Origin of the sequence: Banduia mediterranea, assembly GCF_031846245.1 — a bacterium.
Classification (GTDB): domain Bacteria; phylum Pseudomonadota; class Gammaproteobacteria; order Nevskiales; family Nevskiaceae; genus Banduia; species Banduia mediterranea.
The window spans coordinates 93,203-110,573 of record NZ_JAVRIC010000010.1 but is presented as its reverse complement, the minus strand read 5'-3'; the positions used below and the strand labels follow the sequence as shown (position 1 = coordinate 110,573).

At 64.9% G+C, this 17,371-nt stretch carries 19 protein-coding genes; 3 read left to right on the top strand and 16 right to left on the bottom strand.

Annotated features, from left to right (window positions below; all coding sequences use genetic code 11):
• Positions 1-62: 62 nt before the first annotated feature.
• The 13 genes from RM530_RS09065 to RM530_RS09005 all read right to left on the bottom strand — a co-directional run bounded on the left by RM530_RS09065 (position 63) and on the right by RM530_RS09005 (position 11,375).
• Positions 63-893: a F0F1 ATP synthase subunit gamma gene (locus tag RM530_RS09065; protein ID WP_311364902.1), complete on the bottom strand. Its 831-nt coding sequence runs from the start codon at positions 891-893 to the stop codon at positions 63-65.
• Positions 890-2,401, bottom strand: coding sequence for a F0F1 ATP synthase subunit alpha (locus RM530_RS09060; RefSeq protein WP_311364901.1), 1,512 nt, complete (start codon positions 2,399-2,401; stop codon positions 890-892). Before RM530_RS09060 ends, RM530_RS09065 begins: the two co-directional genes overlap by 4 nt.
• Entirely contained in the window at positions 2,388-3,110 is a 723-nt protein-coding gene (locus RM530_RS09055) for a F0F1 ATP synthase subunit delta (RefSeq protein ID WP_311364900.1), read from the bottom strand. The genes RM530_RS09060 and RM530_RS09055 overlap by 14 nt, the downstream gene beginning before the upstream one ends.
• A gap of 7 nt (positions 3,111-3,117) precedes the next feature.
• Positions 3,118-3,369, bottom strand: a complete 252-nt coding sequence (locus RM530_RS09050; RefSeq protein ID WP_311364899.1) for a F0F1 ATP synthase subunit C — start codon at positions 3,367-3,369, stop codon at positions 3,118-3,120.
• A 27-nt stretch (positions 3,370-3,396) separates the two neighbouring features.
• Positions 3,397-4,062: a F0F1 ATP synthase subunit A gene (locus RM530_RS09045; RefSeq protein ID WP_311364898.1), complete on the bottom strand. Its 666-nt coding sequence runs from the start codon at positions 4,060-4,062 to the stop codon at positions 3,397-3,399.
• Positions 4,059-4,325, bottom strand: a complete 267-nt coding sequence (locus tag RM530_RS09040; RefSeq protein ID WP_311364897.1) for an N-ATPase subunit AtpR — start codon at positions 4,323-4,325, stop codon at positions 4,059-4,061. Before RM530_RS09040 ends, RM530_RS09045 begins: the two co-directional genes overlap by 4 nt.
• Positions 4,322-4,606, bottom strand: coding sequence for an AtpZ/AtpI family protein (locus RM530_RS09035; protein WP_311364896.1), 285 nt, complete (start codon positions 4,604-4,606; stop codon positions 4,322-4,324). Before RM530_RS09035 ends, RM530_RS09040 begins: the two co-directional genes overlap by 4 nt.
• Positions 4,603-5,007 (bottom strand): hypothetical protein, encoded by a 405-nt coding sequence (locus tag RM530_RS09030; RefSeq protein WP_311364895.1) that lies wholly within the window; start codon positions 5,005-5,007, stop codon positions 4,603-4,605. Before RM530_RS09030 ends, RM530_RS09035 begins: the two co-directional genes overlap by 4 nt.
• The gene (gene atpD, locus RM530_RS09025; RefSeq protein WP_311364894.1) at positions 5,004-6,416 is read right to left on the bottom strand and encodes a F0F1 ATP synthase subunit beta; all 1,413 of its coding nucleotides are present in this window, start codon (positions 6,414-6,416) and stop codon (positions 5,004-5,006) included. Before atpD ends, RM530_RS09030 begins: the two co-directional genes overlap by 4 nt.
• Positions 6,417-6,605: 189 nt before the next feature.
• A complete protein-coding gene (locus RM530_RS09020) occupies positions 6,606-6,938 on the bottom strand; it encodes a high-potential iron-sulfur protein (protein WP_311364893.1) in 333 nt (110 codons plus the stop codon).
• Between the two features lie 86 nt (positions 6,939-7,024).
• On the bottom strand, positions 7,025-7,633 hold the full coding sequence (locus RM530_RS09015) for a c-type cytochrome (protein ID WP_311364892.1): 609 nt from the start codon (positions 7,631-7,633) through the stop codon (positions 7,025-7,027).
• An 88-nt stretch (positions 7,634-7,721) separates the two neighbouring features.
• Entirely contained in the window at positions 7,722-10,268 is a 2,547-nt protein-coding gene (locus RM530_RS09010; protein WP_311364891.1) for an MtrB/PioB family outer membrane beta-barrel protein, read from the bottom strand.
• Positions 10,269-10,283: 15 nt separating this feature from the next.
• Positions 10,284-11,375: a DmsE family decaheme c-type cytochrome gene (locus RM530_RS09005; RefSeq protein ID WP_311364890.1), complete on the bottom strand. Its 1,092-nt coding sequence runs from the start codon at positions 11,373-11,375 to the stop codon at positions 10,284-10,286.
• A 297-nt stretch (positions 11,376-11,672) separates the two neighbouring features.
• Between RM530_RS09005 and RM530_RS09000 the strand changes: the two genes are divergently transcribed.
• A complete protein-coding gene (locus RM530_RS09000) occupies positions 11,673-12,353 on the top strand; it encodes a TetR/AcrR family transcriptional regulator (protein WP_311364889.1) in 681 nt (226 codons plus the stop codon).
• A 78-nt stretch (positions 12,354-12,431) separates the two neighbouring features.
• On the opposite strand, the gene RM530_RS08995 is transcribed toward RM530_RS09000, so the two are convergent.
• A complete protein-coding gene (locus RM530_RS08995; RefSeq protein ID WP_311364888.1) occupies positions 12,432-13,232 on the bottom strand; it encodes an MBL fold metallo-hydrolase in 801 nt (266 codons plus the stop codon).
• A 392-nt stretch (positions 13,233-13,624) separates the two neighbouring features.
• On the opposite strand from RM530_RS08995, the gene RM530_RS08990 reads away from it, so the two are divergent.
• Positions 13,625-13,789: a hypothetical protein gene (locus RM530_RS08990; RefSeq protein ID WP_311364887.1), complete on the top strand. Its 165-nt coding sequence runs from the start codon at positions 13,625-13,627 to the stop codon at positions 13,787-13,789.
• Positions 13,790-14,009: 220 nt separating this feature from the next.
• On the top strand, positions 14,010-14,663 hold the full coding sequence (locus RM530_RS08985; RefSeq protein WP_311364886.1) for a class I SAM-dependent methyltransferase: 654 nt from the start codon (positions 14,010-14,012) through the stop codon (positions 14,661-14,663).
• A gap of 66 nt (positions 14,664-14,729) precedes the next feature.
• Here RM530_RS08985 and RM530_RS08980 read toward each other — a convergent pair whose 3' ends face one another.
• Positions 14,730-16,556, bottom strand: coding sequence for a DEAD/DEAH box helicase (locus RM530_RS08980; RefSeq protein WP_311364885.1), 1,827 nt, complete (start codon positions 16,554-16,556; stop codon positions 14,730-14,732).
• Positions 16,557-16,803: 247 nt separating this feature from the next.
• Positions 16,804-17,187, bottom strand: a complete 384-nt coding sequence (locus RM530_RS08975; RefSeq protein ID WP_311364884.1) for a DUF3192 domain-containing protein — start codon at positions 17,185-17,187, stop codon at positions 16,804-16,806.
• Positions 17,188-17,371: the final 184 nt, after the last annotated feature.

The following is a 17,371-nucleotide window of genomic DNA, read 5'->3' as shown; positions in this document are numbered from 1 at the left end:
CAGGTGAAGCCTGCCTACCCTACGGGCGGGGTGGGAGTGAGCAAATGTGGTGTTGGGTTTGGCTAGAGGACGCTGGCGGCGAGTTCGATGAGTTCGTCGGTGATGGCGTCCTGGCGCTGGATCTGTTGATCCAGGCGCAGGCCTTCGAGGCGGTGGCCGATGTTGTCTTGCGCGGCGGCCATGGCCTGCATGCGGGCGCTGTTTTCGGCGGCGTGGCTTTCGAGCACGGCGGCGGCGAGTTGGGCGAACAGGTATTCGGCGGCCAGTTCGCGGAGCAGCAGCGGTGCGGGCAGATACGTCAGCGGCTGGATGCTGCTGCGCGGGAAGCGGGTGGCGTCGAGCGGCAGCAGCGATTCCTGCTTCAGGTTCACGCGCGTGCCGTCCAGCGCCGCGTGAACGATCATGGCGCCGCCGATGCGGCCGGCCGCCAGCGCATCGATCAGGGCCTTGCCGATACGGTCTGCCAGTGCGCGTGCGCTGCCGGCCTGGGCGATCATCGGCGCCGACCACTGCGGTTCACCGCCGCGTGCGCGCAGCAGGCGGGCGCCGCGCCCGCCGATCACGAAGGGCACGGCGCCCGCGTCGAGCAAGGGTGCTGCCGCATCACAGATGCGGTCGTTGAACGCGCCGGCAAAGCCCTGCTCAGTGCAGAACATCACGCAGGCCTGGGGCAGGCCCGTATCGGCTGCGGGCACTGAATCGCCCGGCGGCAGCAGGCCCAGGGCTTGCGAGATCGCATCGGCCACGATCTCGGCGTAGGCGCGAATGCCGGCCAACTGGTGCCGGCTCTGCTGCGCGCGTGCGGCGGCGATGCCTCGCATGGCACCCACCACGCTGGAGAGCTGCTGCACGCTGCCGATCCGTTCGGCCAGCCGCGGGTCCTGCCCGCTCATGGGGCCGGGCCCAGCAGTTGCTTGAGCGCTTCGATGCTTTGCTTGAGCAGTGCCTCCGGCAGGGCATCGCCGGCTGCGACAGCGTCGGCGAAACCCTGCCCCGCTCCGGCCAGCCAGTCCGGCAGCCGTGCGCGCAGTTTGGCCACCGCTTCCGGCGGCAAGGCGTCGAAGGCGCCGCTGTGCAGCAGATGCAGTTGCGCCAGTTGCACGGCCGGCGTTTGCGGTGCGTATTGCGGCTGCGTCAGCAAGGCGCGGATGCGCCGGCCGCGCACCAGCCGTGCCTGTACGCGCGGCTCCACGGTGGTTCCGAAACGCGTGAACATCTCCAGTTCCAGGAACTGCGCGTAGTCCAGCCGCAGCGAGCCGACGGCCTGACGCATCGCGGGGGTCTGGGTCTTGCCGCCGATGCGGCTGACCGAGAGGCCGGTGTCGATCGCCGGCTTGTGATTGGCGTCGAACAGCTTGCGGTCGAGCACGATCTGGCCGTCGGTGATGGAGATCAGATTGGTCGGGATGTAGGCGGAAAGATTGCCGGCCTGGGTTTCGGCGATCGGCAAGGCGGTGAGCGAACCTCCGCCGCGCTCGGGCGAGAGCCTGGCGGCGCGTTCGAGCAGGCGCGCATGCACGTAGAAGACATCGCCGGGGTAGGCTTCGCGCCCCGGCGGCTGGCGCGTCAGCAGCGCCAGCTCGCGGTGCGTGGCGGCGTGCTTGCTGAGATCGTCGATCACCACCAGCGCATGCGCGCCGCGGTCGCGAAAGTATTCGGCCATGGTGAAGCCGGCAAATGGCGCGATCCACTGCAGGCCCGGCGCGCTCGACGCGGCGGCGACCACGATGATGCTGCGTTCCGGTGCGCCATGCGCGTGGATCGCCTCGATCACGCGTGCGGTCGAGGCGGACGTCTGCCCGACCGAGACGTAGACGCAGATCATGTCGCTGTGCTTCTGGTTGATGATGGTGTCGGTGGCGATGGCGGTCTTGCCGGTGGCGGCGTCGCCGATGATCAGTTCGCGCTGGCCGCGCCCCAGCGCGAACAGGCTGTCGATCGCGACAATGCCGGTATACGCGGTCTGGGTGACCAGGTCGCGCTCGAAGATCGCCGGCGCCGGGCGTTCGACCGGCAGCCACTCGGCCGCTTCGATCGGTGCGCCGCCGTCGAGCGGCCGGCCGATCGGGTCGATGACGCGCCCGAGCAAGCTGTCGCCCACCGGGGCGCGAATGATCTCGCCAGTGCCACGCACACGCAGGCCGGCGCCCAGCGATTCGGCACCGTCGAGCAGCACACAGGCCAGATGATCCGCCTCCAGGTTCAGCACGTAGCCACTGGGGCCACCTTCGAAACTGAGACGTTCGTCCAGCCGTGCCTGCGGCAGGCCGGACACGACCGCCACGCCGTCGGCGATCGATTCGACCCGGCCATAGGTTTCGGTGTGCCCGCCGAGCGGCGCGGCGGCGGCGCGCTCGCGCGCCTGCGGCAACCAGCCGCCCAGGGCCTCAGACAGTGTCATGTTCAAGCGCCGCGGCCTTGAGCTGCGTCAGATCCTGCGCCAGGCTGTGCGCGATCACGGAATCGTCGGCGTGCACCGCCAGCCCGGCGATCAGGCTTTCGTCGACTTCGAAGCGCCATTGCACCGGATGCGCCAGCAGCGGGCTCAGACGCGCCTGGATGGCTGTGGTTTCGTCCTCGGCCAGCGGCGAGGCGGAGACCACGCGCAGTTCCGATGCGCCGAGCGCCTGCAAGGCCTCCTTCTGCGTGGTCAATTCTTCGAGATAGGCCCGCGTCAGCACGCCGGCCGGCACCCGTTCGAGTATGCGTGCGGCGAAGTCCGCGGCCAGGGTGGCGGCATCCTCGCGCAGCTGCGTTTCGGCCTCGGCGCGCTCGCGTTCGATCTGGTGCTGTGCCTCATCGAGCAGACGCGCGCTTTGTACGGCCACGTCCTGCATGCGCGCGGCGCGGGCGGCTTCGGCTTCGGCCTGGACCTGTGCCAGCCGCTGCTCGCGCTGCGAGGCCAGACTGGCGTGTTCGGCGGCGATCTCGGTCTTGGCCGCTTCGGCTTCGAGCCGCGCCGTTTCGGCTTTGGCGAGGCGCTCGCCGATTTCCGTTTGGCGCCGCTCCAGCACCGCCAGTACCGGACGGTACAGGAAGCGTTGCAGCAGCCACAGCAAGACCAGGACGTTGATCGTCTGCAGAGCCAGGCTGGTCCAGTCGATCGTCATGGGCGCCTCAGGCGACAAACGGGTTTGCGAACAGCAGCAGCAAGGCGATGACCAGACAGTAGATCGCCGTGGTCTCGATCATCGCCAGGCCCACGAACAGCGTGCGCGAGATCGTTGCCGAGGCTTCCGGCTGGCGCGCCAGCGCGTCCATCGCTGCCGCCACCGAACGTCCTTCGGCAAGCGCCGGGCCGAGCGCGCCGAAAGCCACGGCGAAGCCGGCGCTGACGATGCTCACGACTTCGATCCAGTTGATGTCCATGCGGGGTTTCCTCGAAATGAGTGGGTTTCAGCTGTCTTCGTGCACGGCGGCGCCGATGAAGACCATCGCCAGCACGGTGAAGATGTAGGCCTGGATCGCGCTCGTGAGCAGGTCCAGGGCCATGAACGGAATCGGCACGAACAGGCCGGCCAGGGACAGCACCACGGCGATCACGAACACGCCGCTCATGACGTTGCCGAACAGGCGCACCATCAGCGAAAACGTGCGCGTCAACTGTTCGAGCAGATTCAGCGGAATCATCACCCAGCTCGGCGAGGCGAAGGTCCGCAGATAGCCGAGCAGGCCGTGCGCGCGCAGGCCCTCCACGATCACCGAGCAGAACACGATCAGCGCCAGTGCTGCGTCGGTTTCGATCGACGCGGTCGGCGGTTCGAAACCGGGAACCAGGGACGAAAGATTGGCGAAGAAAATGAACAGGAACAGCGTCGCGATCAGCGGCAGAAAGCGGCGTGGCTCGCATTTTATGGTGTCGCGAATCTGCGACTGCACGGTTTCAACGAAAGCTTCGAAGAGCACCTGCAAATGGCCCAGCGCCTCGACCTCGAGCCGTCGCGTACCGAAATAGCAGAGCAGGCTCAACGCCACCATCAGCACCCAGGTGGCGGCAACCTGATGCCCGATTGCCACGGGGCCGATGTGGAACAGCACTTCGGAGACGAGTGGCGACTTCACGAGGCGCGTTCCGCGCGCAATCCACGGCTGCGGGCCAGGTGCCAGCCGCCCAGCGCCGCCAGCAAAGGCAGCGGACCATAGTGAACCGCCGAGACCAGCACCAGGCCACTGACGACGAAACGCAGCACCAGCAGGCCCACCGTGGACAGGGCCGAACCGCCATCGGTGAGCATGCGTACGTTGCGGGCCAGGCTGGCGACATGCAGGGTGCCGGCCGCGAAGCCGAGCACGGCGAACAGCAGCGTCCAGGCCGCCGTGATCATGATTCCTGCATCCAGCGCCAGCCGGACCAGCAGCCGAGACAGATTCCGGCGAACAGCAGCGCGCCGCCGAAGAACACGCCGCTGTCGAAGTGATGATCGAGCCAGCGGCCCAAGGCGATGCCGAGCAGCGCCGGCACTACCACCAGCCAACCGAGCACGCCGACACGCGCGAACTGGCGCGCCAGACTGGGATCGCCCTCGCGCTGCCAGCGCCGCTCGCGCTCGACGCGGCGGCGCACGCCTGCCAGCACTTCGTCCTCGTCCTTGCCGTGCGGACTCATGGCATGCCTCCGCGTCCCGGATTGAGATAGCGCAGGATTTCGCGTGCGGCGCGCAGTTCCAGTTGCTGGCCGCCGACGCGCGCCTGGCGCTCCTCATCATCGCGTTCGTGAAAGCGCTCCAGCACGGTCGATTCGAGCTGCTCCAGATCGTCGTTGAGCACGGCTTCGCGGGTGGCCACCGACACCTCGCCATCACGCACCGTCAGGACACCGCCGCGTACGGCGCAGTGGTGCGCAAGCCCATCGGCATCGCTCCAGCTCACCACACCGACCTCAAGCGTGGTCAACAGGTCGACGTGCCGCGGCAAGATGCCGAAGGCCCCGCTGTCATCCTCGGCGCGCACCGAGCGCACCTCGGCGTCGACCAGCAGCTCGCCGAGACTGGTCAGACGCAGCCTCATGCCGCAACCTGGGCACGGGCGCGCTCACGCACCTCGTCGAGCGTGCCGGCCATGAAGAAGGCTTCTTCGGGCCAGCTGTCGGTCTTCCCTGCGAGTATGGTCTCGCAGCCGGTAATGGTGTCGTCGAGCTTGACGCTGCGGCCGGGCTTGCCGGTGAAGGCTTCGGTCACGACGAACGGTTGCGTCAGAAAGCGCTGCAGACGTCGCGCGCGACCCACGCTGAGCCGATCCTCGGCGCCCAGTTCCTCGATGCCGAGCAGGGAGATGATGTCCTGCAGTTCGCGATAGTGCGAGATCACCTCGCGGACCTGTTGCGCCACCGCGTAGTGGCGCTCGCCGACCAGGCCGGGATCGAGCAGCACCGAGCTGGACATCAGCGGATCGACCGCCGGATACATGCCCTCGGCCGCCATCGACCGGGACAGCATGACCTGGCTTTCGAGATGGGTCGCGATCGTGGTGACGGCCGGGTCCGTGAAATCGTCGGCCGGCACGTAGACCGCCTCGATCGCCGTGACCGAACGCCCGCCTACGGAGGCAATGCGTTCCTGCAGCGCCGCGACCTCGCTGGCCAAGGTCGGCTGGTAACCGACGCGTGACGGCAGGCGCCCGAGCAGGCCCGAAACCTCGGCGCCGGCCTGGACGAAGCGGAACACGTTGTCCATCAACAACAGCACGTTCTGGTGCTGTTCGTCGCGGAAATACTCCGCGACCGTCAGCGCCGCCAGCGCGATGCGCCAGCGCGCGCCCGGCGGTTCGTTCATCTGTCCGAACAGCAGCGCGGTCTTGTCGATCATCCCGGAGTTGCGCATGTCGAGCAGCAGTTCGTGGCCTTCACGCGAGCGCTCGCCGATGCCGGCGAACACCGAGATGCCTTCGTAGCCGGTGGCCATGGCCTGGATCAGTTCCAGCACCAGCACGGTCTTGCCGACACCGGCACCGCCGAACATCGCCGCCTTGCTGCCCTGCCCGACCGGCGCCAGCAGGTCGATCACCTTGATGCCGGTCTCGAACAGATCGATGTGTGCGCTGCGCCGCTCCAGCGGCGGCGGCGGACGCTGGATCGGCCATTTCGGTGTATCGGCGGGCAGTGCCGCGCCGCCGTCGCCGACGCGTCCGCTCACGTCGATCAGGCGGCCGAGTACATCGGGCCCCACCGGAATGGTCAGTGACTCGCCGCTCGCATGCGCCTGCGCTCCACGGGCGATGCCGGCGGTACCGGACAGCGCCACGCAACGCACGGTTTCGGGGTCGACGTGGCTCTGCACCTCGACCAGCAGCGGCTGTCCCAGCCCGGCCGCGTGTATCCGCAGCGCCGATTCGAGCGGCGGCAACTCGCCCGCTCCGAAACGCACGTCGACGACAGCGCCGCGCACGGCGCTCACGGTTCCGATGGAGGTATCGCTCATGCGGGCAACTCTACGCCGCGACACCCCCGACACCTTGACCAGCGTCAATTGCGGCACGCATCCGCGACGAAATCGCCGCAGCCCCGCCGAATCGGGAAGGCGCGTCGGGACTATCCGAGCGTCGAGCAGCTCATATCGAAGACGGATCGGCCAGCCGGAAAATCGGTTGTGGTGCTACCGCCGCGAGCCTCAGGCCGGTTGCGCGGCCCAGGCTGCGCACCAGCCGTTCCGGGGGACGAGCTTGCCGCCGAACGCACCGCAGGGCGCGTAGCCGTCCTTTTCGGATGCGGCCTGGTACAGCACGCAATCGCCGCAATGGCTACCTTCCTTGTAGGTCGGCGCCTGCGACTTGTCGAGCGCGGACACGTCTTCGACGAAGTGCAGCGCCTGTGCGGTGGGATCGCTCGTCGACAGCTTTTCCTGCGCCAGCACCGGAGCGGCCCATAGACCACCGACGGTGACGGTCGCCAGGGAAGCCCCTGCGACCTTGATGAAATGCCGGCGATCGTACTGCTTCTGCATGCCTTTCTCCTGTGAGGCTCGGGGGCCTGTTGCCCGGAGCCTGTTGATGTTCACACGGCCACCGCGCCGTGCCTCGATCGCCGCCGTCAGGGCAGCGTCTTCACGTACTCGGCCAGGGCCCGCATGGTGGCTTCGTCCATGCCCTGCACCACGCCCTGCATGACACGGGCGTTGCTGTTCGAATCACGTTCGCCGCTCTTGAATGCCTTGAGCTGGGACAGCACGTAGGCGCTTTGCTGGCCGGCCAGCGACGGAAAGCTGTGCCATGGCGTGCGCGTGCTTGCCGTCTGCGGGCGCGGGCCGCGACCATCGGCGCCATGGCAGCCTTGGCACGGCGGTATGCCCTGCCGCGAATCGCCTTGGGCGAATACCGCTCGGCCGCGAGCGATGAGCTGATCCTCGGCACTTGCGTCCAGCGGCTTGGCGTCTTGTGCCGAGAAGTACGCGGCAAGGTCCAGCATGTCCTGCTCGCTCAGACCCTGGGCCTGGGCGGACATCACTGGATTACTGCGGATTCCGCTCCTGAACTCCGCCAGTTGAAAGTAGAGATAGCTTTGCGGCAGTCCCGCCAGCACGGGAAAGGTCGGGACCACGGAGTGGCCGGCCGGGCCGTGACAGGCCTGGCAGGTACCGGCCTTGTCCTCGCCTGCCTGCGGGTCACCGGCCAGCACCGCTGGCGCCCCTCGCAAGTCCACGGGCGTTGCCGATGCGGCGTGCCCTGCGGATAGCGTGAGAACTAGACACGCAGCGACAAAGATCCTGGGCAATCTCATGGTGGCCCCCTCAAAGCTTGAACTGCAGCATCACGCCGACGAGGCTGGCTTCGTAGTGGCGGCTGGGGCCTTCGTCGGTGTAGATGCGGTGGTCATAAAGCCTGGCGTCTTCGAATCCAAGGTAGTGCCAATCGTCGAAATCGCCGACTTCGTAACGTCCGAACAGGCGCGCCGCGAAACGCTGTGAGAAATTGCGCGTGATTCCGAGATCGACGCTGTGCACGCGGTAGTGCGTGTCCGGATAGGGGGAGAATTCCCCCGGATAGGCTTGCTGGTTGAAGGTGATGGCGCCCAGCGAAGCGTAGTCGTAGGCGATCTCGCCACGCGCGTAAACGAAGCTGTAGGCGGCGTCGACCCGGGTACGCCCGAAGTCGCGCACGAGATTGAGCCCAAAATTGAGATCCTGCGTCTGACTGGTTTCCTTCCAGACGTTCTCCAAGGGGTACTTGTCGCCGCCCAGGTCGGCGTCGGAACTGACGACGCCTTCGTTGTCGGAGACGTTGGCCATGTTCATCTCGCCGACCTCGGCCCCGGCATAGACGCCCATGCTGAAATGGGGCGCTGGCTGGTAGTCCCACTGCATCGTCAGGCCGATGTTGCGATCGCCCTGACGGCCGATGCGCGCGCTGTAGTCATTGTATTGGCCGTACAGGATCGTCGAGACCGTCCCGGCCTGCCCGACCGGGTGGATGAAGATTCCCCGGAATTTGTGCTGGCGCCGGTCGCTGAGGTCGTACTTGCGCATCGCCGACACGGTGAACGGGTTGGCGCCTTCTTTCTCCACGAAGCCGTCGATGCTGGTGGAGTAGAACGCGTCATACGGAAAATAGTCGTAGCTGTCTCCGCCACGGTCGGCGAACTCGTAGCTCACGCGCAGGGAGCCATTCGCGATCGAACGGCTGACCCAGGCCAGGGTCGCGCGGCTTTCGTCGACCCTCGACCGTTCGCGATATTCAGGCTCGCGGCGCTCGAATCCGAACGAGAGGCTCAGCGTGTTCTGCCAGTTCACACGCCAGTCTCCGCCGAGATCGAAATTGGTCTTGTCGGTGGCGTACGGCGTGGAACGGATGTGAGCGAAGTAGGACTGATACAGCGGATTGTTGGGGTCGAAGATGCCCATTTCCCCAGGCACGACGCTGCCCTGTGAGCCGTTTTCGGAGATGTAGCCGTATTCGCCGGTCAAGGGGTTGTAGGCCAGGTAGTCCGTCTTGTTATCCTCGCCGTAGTGGCGCAGCTCGGCGCGCCAGCCGAACTTTGCGCTGGGCCGGAAGCTGAACTTGGCATCGAGCAGCAAGGTGTCGATGCGCGCGTCGGCCTTGGTCTGCGACAGCGAGGCGCTGCTGTTCCAATTCGCGCAGTCGGCCACGAATGGCGTTCCTGAAACGCCGATCGAACCTTCGCAAGTCACCGGCGCCAGCAGGGTCTCGTCCTGACGCATCGTGCCCACCGCACCGGTCAGCGACATCTGCCCGTTCCACGGAAGACGGCGCGACAGTTCCAGGCGCAGGTTGTGCGCATCGTTGTCCGGTTCCAGCGAGAACTGGCCGTAGCCCACCACACCCGCCGCCGGCGTACCGGTCACCGGCGAAAGGATGAACGGGCTTTCGAAATCGAGGCTGTCCTTGTGATTGCGGAAGAACGAGCCGCTGTAGACCGCGTTGAACTGCCAGAGATCGCCGACGAAGCGGGCGCCGACGCTGAGGTCGGTGGTGGTGAAGTCGATCGGGCGCACGGTTTCGACGATGCCGCCGTTGTTGGCGAACGGGAAGTTGAAGAACATCGACCCGCCCCACAAACGGGTGCCGTCGCGCTCCTCGTTGCTGACGGCGGCGTAACCGATCCACCGTTTCGCGACATTGCCTTCGACGCTCAGGCCGGTGCGCGTGCGGTCGACGCGAACCGTGCTGCGTGGCGCCCCAGACACCGCGGCCGCGATCGCGGCCGGATCGCTGGCGCCCGGCGTGAGTCCTTCGGGCAGCGTCAGACTATCGGTACCGACGCCGTTCCAGATCGGGTACGCGGTGGTTGAAACCACATGCGGCATGTCGCGGTAGAAACCTTCGATCTTGTAGCGCCCGTAGCGTCCCGCGCGAAAGCGGTAGAACTGGTCGTTCTCGCTGAGGTGGCTGGCGCGCAAATCCGCGTAGTGGCCGCTGTCCGGGCGGTAGGCGTCGAACCAGAGCGAACCCAGCACCAGGCCATTGCTCCAGTCGCTGTATTGCCGGAACAGCTGCGCATCGTCGTCGCCCGAAAGATTGATGACGCCCGCGCTGAGCAGGCCGCTGTAACGCCATGCGCCCTGTTCGTGCTCCGGTGGCGGCAACGTGGGAAAGCCATAGGGGATACCGCTGGGCGAACGCAGACTGCCGGCGTGCAGCCACGACATTCCGACCGGATCGGCTTGATCGGATAGCGCGGCGAAACCACTGGGATCGAGCCCGTTGCCGTATTGGATATCGGCCACTCGGGCGCTGTCGCTGGAATCGGCATAGGCCGGGGCGCAGGCGATACCGACACCCAGCCCGAGCAGTGCGATCAGAGCGTGATTGACTGTCATGTCTGCCTCCCCCGCCTACTTGTGAAACCTCGCGCCGGACGGATTGTTCGAGCCGTGGATATTGGTGTGGCAACTGATGCAGGCGCGTCCCATCAAACGCTCGTCGGGCGCGGACCCGGTACCGAGGCCGGCCGGCGTCTGCAGATCGTTGGGATGGAGCGTCATCGTGTGGCACTGCTGGCACAGCATCGGCAGCGGCGCGACCAGCAGGGTCTGCTGGTTGGAACCATGCGGATCGTGGCAATTCAGGCAACTCTCGCGGACCGGCGGATGTTCGAACAGCAAGGGGCCGCGCTTCTCCGCATGGCAGGTGTAGCAGGTGCCGTTGACGGTATCGGTCTTGAGCAGCGGATCGGTGACGGTGCCATGCGGGTTGTGACAATCCACGCAGGAGATCTGCCCTTCCGGCAAGGGCATGTGTGAGCGCCGGTTGAACTTGGCGCGCACGTCGCGGTGGCAGCCGGCGCAGGTTTCGCTGATCGATTGCTTGGTCAACAGGCCCTCGGGCGACATCTTCGCCATCGGATTGTGGCAATCCGAACAGGACAGTCCCCGCGCCTCGTGTATCGAACCGATCCAGTGCTGGCGCGCGCCGCCGGTATGGCAGCCGAGGCAGGTTTCGGTCTGGGTTTCCACCGGCGTGGCACTGCCGTGCGTGAAGGCGATGATGCTGCCCGCAACGGTCGGGCTGGCGGCATGCAGCGAACCGGGACCATGGCAGCTTTCGCAGGTGCGGTCCGCGTTCGAACCCAGGGCACCGGAACGCAGCGCGCGAGCATGAATCGTGTGCGAGAACTGCAGGTTCTCCTGACTGTGGCAGGCCACGCAGGTGGCGCTGCCGATCGGGATCGCGTCCGGAGCCTGAGGGTTCCTGGCGGCTGCGGCGTGTGCCAGTGAGACGGCGCCAGTCGCATCCACGCCGGCTTCGATGTCCAGGTAGTGGCGCATCGCGCCCACGCCCATGTCGGTTTCCGGCAACTTGTGTGGATTCGATGGCGCGGCGCTGTCCGCGTCGTCCTGGGCGTGCACCGTGATCGCCCCCACCAGCATTGCGGCGCTCGCGAGCAGCGTCGCCGCTGCGCTCGCCCACCTCCCAGTTCGCTTCATCGTCTCCCTCGCTTTGCGTTCTTTAGGAACGCTGCCGCTCGGTACACCTGATTTGTTATTTCGCGCCCGGCCTGTGACCCGACCGAACGCGTTTGTACACTATAACCAAACTGTACCGTTCAGTACAAGCAAGAAAGTCCGGCAGGGCTCGGCCGTTCAGGTACAAGGCTTGCAAATACGTTGCATCATCGGCGTGCGGACCCAGCTGACCGACGCGGGCGACATTGATTTCATTTGGCCATCCGCGGGTGATCGCGGAATGCGAACCCGAGCCACGAGCAGAGACTCATCAGACTTATGACCAACAAGCGAGTAGATCGCCGCGACGCCGCGAAAACGATCGTTCGCCCGACCGACACAGTCGCCGGCGCTCAGCAGTTTCGCACTGCCCGCAGCCGCGACCGCAACCGTCGCATCCGTGAGGCCGCCACCGCGCTGTTCCTGGAACACGGCTACGACGGCGTCTCGATCGACGACGTGGTCAGGCGTGTCGGCGGCTCCAAGGCCACGGTCTACAGCCAGTTCGCCAACAAGGAGGCCCTGTTCGTCACCGTCATCGAGGATCTCAGCGACGAATTCGTCGCCGAACTCAAAGCCGTGCGCACGAGCCGCATGGGGCTGGAAAACGGCCTGCGCCGAATCGCGAACAAGCTACTCGAGATTGTGCTCCGTCCGAGGCACCTCGCCTACTGGCGCCTGATCGTGTCCGAGGCCGCGCGCATCCCCGAAGTCACGCGGGCATGGTTCCGCCATGGACCGGCGGCGTCCAGCCATTTCATCGCCGGCTTCATTGCCCACCACCAGCAGACCGGCTCCGTGCGTCGCATCGACCCCGAGCAAGCGGCGACCCTGTTCCACGACATGGCGATCACCTCAATCTTCCACCGCGCGGTGATCGGCGACACGCCGAGCGAGGCCGAAATCGAGAGCACCGTGAATCTGGCCGTCAAAATCTTCGTGCACGGCGCCCGAAACTAACGGCCATGCCTCCTCCTCGCGCCTTGTCTCGCAGCACCATCCCTTCGCGATTGATTGCCTGACCGCCGGGACACCACACTAGGTGCCGGAATACCAGTCGAGCAGTTCCACCTCGATATCCGGATTGCCGCTGTTCACCAGGGATTTGAATTTTTCGACATCGCTGAGCCCCTCCGTTCCACGGAAGTGATATGGGTAAACCCGCTTCGGGGCGAAGGCCAATACCCCGTCCGCGGCGTCTTCCACGGTCATGGTGTACGGCAGGTTCATGGGAATGAACGCCACGTCGATGTCCTTGAGCGCACGCATTTCCGGCACGTCCTCGGTATCGCCTGCCACGTAGATGCGCAGACCTTCGCGCTCGATCACGTAACCATTGCCGCGCCCTTTGGGATGAAACGCATCCGCGCTTTCGGGCAGGTTGTACATCGGTATCGCCTCGATCGAAAAGCCGTGCTCGGTAAGGCTCTGCCCGTTCGCGAGCATCGTCGTGCGCTGCGCGAGGGGCTCGGGCAGCTGATCGATCACGGCCTGCGGCGCAACGATGACGGTACCGTCCTCGATCACCGCCGTCAGCGTGTCCGCGCTGAGGTGGTCTCCGTGAATATCGGTGACCAGCACCAGATCCGGCGCATCCATACCGGCGAAGGCCTCCGCTCCACCCACCGGGTCGAGATAGATCACCTTATCGGCCCAGTGCAGGACGGCCGTGGCATGCGAAACCGGCGTCACCTCGAAGGTTTCGGCGACAGCGCCTCCGGCCGGCATCGGCGCAGTCTCGGCCGGCGCGGGCGCGGCCATGGCCTCGTCGCGCGAGCAGGCGGTCAGCGCGCAGATCGCAACGACCGCCGCGAGCGTAGATCGATATTCCTTGTTCATGCTTGACTCCCTGGCAACGTCGATCAGCCGCCTCGCCTGTTGCGAAGCAACCCAATCCGGTATCTCAGGGTACGACAAGCCCGAACCGTGGGCGAGCTCGATCACAGCGATCATTTACTTGCGAACGCCCTCAGTACAGCTTTCCGTACATTCATGGTGCTTCACCAAGCCATACAACATACTGATTTTGTTTACTTCTCTTCTGACGGAATCTAAGGAGTAACGGGGGACAGACCACGGTTTTCGCTACACTCCATCACCCGTTATTAGACCGAGTCGCTCCCTATGCCCCGCCGCGCCCGGCTCACACGGCAGGGCATTGGGGTCGGGCAGGGCATTGGGGTCGGGTCTTGTTCCTTGCCGAATTTCTTTGGCTTCGCTACGTTCCCCGGATGGCCCGTCCTCTACGCATCGAATTCCTCGGCGCGATCCATCATGTGATGGCGCGCGGCAATGCCCGTCAAACGATCTTCCTCAATGAGGAAGATCGTGCCGCCTTTGTCGACGGGCTCGGCCGGAGATCGACGCGCACTTCGGTCTGCACTACTCGACCGTAAGCCGGATCGCGCGAGGTGTTGATCGACGGGTTTCGTCAAGAAGCAAGACCTGACCCTAAGTTCTCCGCCGGCACCCACACAAGCTCATGCCGGACACCGGGCATGAGGACACCAGCGCCCCGGATCACAAAGACGCCGACTCCGCCATACTCGGCGCCCCCCATACCGCACGGCTGCGGCCGCGCCCTCGCGCTGCCCGCCGTCGACAACAAGACAATCCATGCCCAGCGTTCGCCTGAACTACCAGACCATCGAGTTCGATCACGTGGACATTCACGTGCGCTCGCTGCGTGATCTCCAACAATTTTCGGACGATGCCGAACAGACCGCCGAAGCCTTCGGCATGCCGCTGTCGAACTGGCCGTTGTTCGGTGTGCTCTGGGATTCGAGCCGCGTGCTGGCGCAGTTCATGAGCGACTTCGAGTGCGGCGACAAGCGCATCCTCGAAGTAGGCTGCGGGATCGGTCTGGCGAGCCTGATGCTGAACAGCCGCAACGCGGACATCACCGCGACGGACTTTCACCCGGAAGCCGGCCATTTTTTGGCGGAGAACGTGCGCCTCAACAATGGGCGGGCGATTCCCTTCGTCCGCACCGGTTGGGCCGATGCGCCGTCCAGCCTCGACCGCTACGATCTGATCATCGGCAGCGACGTGCTGTACGCCGTCGAGCAGATCGACGCGCTCTCGAACTTCGTGGAACAGCATGCGCAGCCACGGTGCGAAGTCGTGGTCGTGGACCCTGGCCGGGGTTTGCAGCCCCACTTCACGCGAAACATGCAGGCCCTGGGTTACGGCCTGACACAGAGCAAACCTGTGCGGACGGCGGGTTCGTCACCGGATTTCAACGGCGACATTCTACGCTACAGACGCTGAGCCGCAGGCTTTCGGCTTGATCGTCCCCCTACAAACATCGACCGCCCGTGATTCCCCGACAGCCTGCTAGGCTGCCAAGGCGTCGCTTACGCCGTTGATCGACTCCCGAACGCGGCCCACCATTCCCCCCTCGGCCTGATGCAGCATCACCAAGCGCTGCGTGGCGCGCGTCATCCCCACGTACAGCAACCTGGCATCGGCATCGATCTTGTCGTGGGTGACACCATAGGCGTCCAGACGCGGAATGAAGGTGGCGCCGAATTCCAGACCCTTGCTGCTGTAAACGGTAACAATTTTGACGCTGGGCGCGCTCTCGAACAGCGCGCGCTTGCGGCTCTGACTGTCGGCGCAGAGGTAGGGAATGCCGCATTCCTCAAGCCGCGTGATCAAAGGCCGATGATCGGACATGTGCTGCACCAGCACCGCGATGTCGGATAGGGCGCGACCTTGCGCGACTTCGTCACGGATTCTTTCGACAATAAATCGGGCTTCCGCCCAATCGTCCTTGCACTGTACGAGTTCCGGCAGCGGACCGCGCCGCCCTGCGCTTTCAGGCGCTACGATCGGGGCGCCGTCATCGTCCGATTCCTGCGGATTGAGCAATTCATCGGCAAACGCCTTGGCGACGGACAGGATCTCCAAGGTATTTCGGTAGTTGAGCTTGAGGATGGTGGTCCGCCCCTGCGCCTGGATGCCGACGCTGGCAAAGCTGAACTTCCTTTGCTTCTCCTGCTTGTAGATCGACTGCGCATCATCGTAGAGCACCAGTACCGAGTTGCTGTTCGGGTCCACCATCTGCACGACCAGTTGAAACCATTCCGGCTCGAAGTCGTGGCCTTCGTCGATCATTACGGCGCCATACTGCCCACGCGGAATCTGGCCGCGCTCGACACTGGCGATGGTCTGCGCCACCAACTCAGCCGTGTAGGCTGCGTAGCCACCGCTGTTGCGTGGGATGTTCGCGTGGTAGGTCCGCAACATGTCGCGGCACCACTCATGAAAGCTGCATACCGAAACCTGCTCGGCGGCTCCCCGCTCAGCCAACAGCTCACGCAACCGGGCGGCCAAGGTGACGTTGAAGCAAAGCACCAGAATCGGCTTGCGGAGCGCGCGGGCCAGGTACAGACAGCGATAGCCGAGAATCATGGTTTTCCCGGAGCCGGCCACGCCATGAATCACGCGATGCCCGTCCCCTAGGGAGCGGGCCAGCATCTCTTGCTGTATGTCCATGACCTTGATGAGATCGGGAATTTCGAGCGTCTTGTGTCCCGGCCCATCGAACAGACCGAACTGCCCCTGCCCGCTACTCACTCGCAACTCCGGGAACAGGTGCCAACGCACGCGCTCGATTTGCGGAAGGCTCAGCTTGCAAGCGAACACGTGCGAGAACATGCCCCAGATGCGCGACTGGAAATCCTCGGCATCGGCGGAATCCGTCATCTCGTCCTGGCAAATGACCTTGTGTGGCTCGAGCACCTGTCCGAGGTCCGTCGCCTCAAATTGCTTGCGCGTGATGCTGGACAGCACCACACCGAATCCGTACGGCATGATCAATCGGCCGGCATACGGCGTATCCACCGGATTGCGCAATGCCGGGTCGCGCTCCAGGGCATCCACGACTTCCAGGGCGTAGACACGCGCCTGACTCATGGGGTTGCTGACCCGCTTGATACCAAGCGCAGTCAAAAGCTCAACCGACGCACGATCGATCGACCGAATGCTGTCCAGCTTCCAATCCTTCACTTCCAGCACGACAAAGCCACGCGCCGGGTGGAAGACGACGAAGTCCGGTTGCCGCTGCTGCGGCCCCAGCGGCACGTCGTACCAGCACAGATAGTCATCTTCGAGCTTTTGCTCGAGACGCTCAGACAAACGGCGTTCGCCCGAGGTCATGCGCCCCAGGCATGACCGGCGTGCAGGAATCAGCTTTGCCACGAATCCCCCTGGGGAACCTTGCCCCGAAACATCGACGCGGGCCCGCGCACCGCATCAGCCGTGAGAATCAGAATACAAGAGTCGGAATACAAAAATCACCAGTCAACGAACTCCAGGCTCGGTGATCGGGACAGGCGAACAATCCGTAGCGAACAGCACTATGCGGCGGCGCCAATGCGGTCGCACCCATGTCGGCTAGAATTTGCTAGCCACCGGCCCGCATCGCCTCCGCTGCCGCCCGTTCCCCGATTCCAACCAGCTTGCTGTCCTCGAATACCAGCGGCGTGGTTTCGTCCCGGGTGGTGTCGCCATCCGAGTGCGTGCGGTGGGTGCGGTACCGCAGAACGCGGATTTCGTGGCCGTCGACCAGGGAGGCTTCGGTGAAATCCGGATCGCCGAACTGGCTGCGGACCTGATCCAGGGACGAGCCCAGCGCAAGACGGCTGATCGCCTCGCGATTGCGGGTTTCCTGGGCGTGGACGCTGTCGTACTGATCGTCAACGTGATCGCCGTCCCGGCCGATGTGCAACACGCAGCCGTTGAGCATCAGTGCAGCGAGCAGGGCCAGAGCGGTGGCGCGGTAGTTCATGAAGTCTCCTAGTCGATGAATGGTCACAACCATAGTAGTAAGGCATGCGCAATGCCACCAATGGAGTCCTTAACAATCAATAAGTTACGATCCGAACGATTCGAGCCTTCGGCGAACTGCGTCGCAATCTGGCGAGACCGGCGAACTATTGGATGACGAGAGCGATCCACCAGGCAATGTTTGG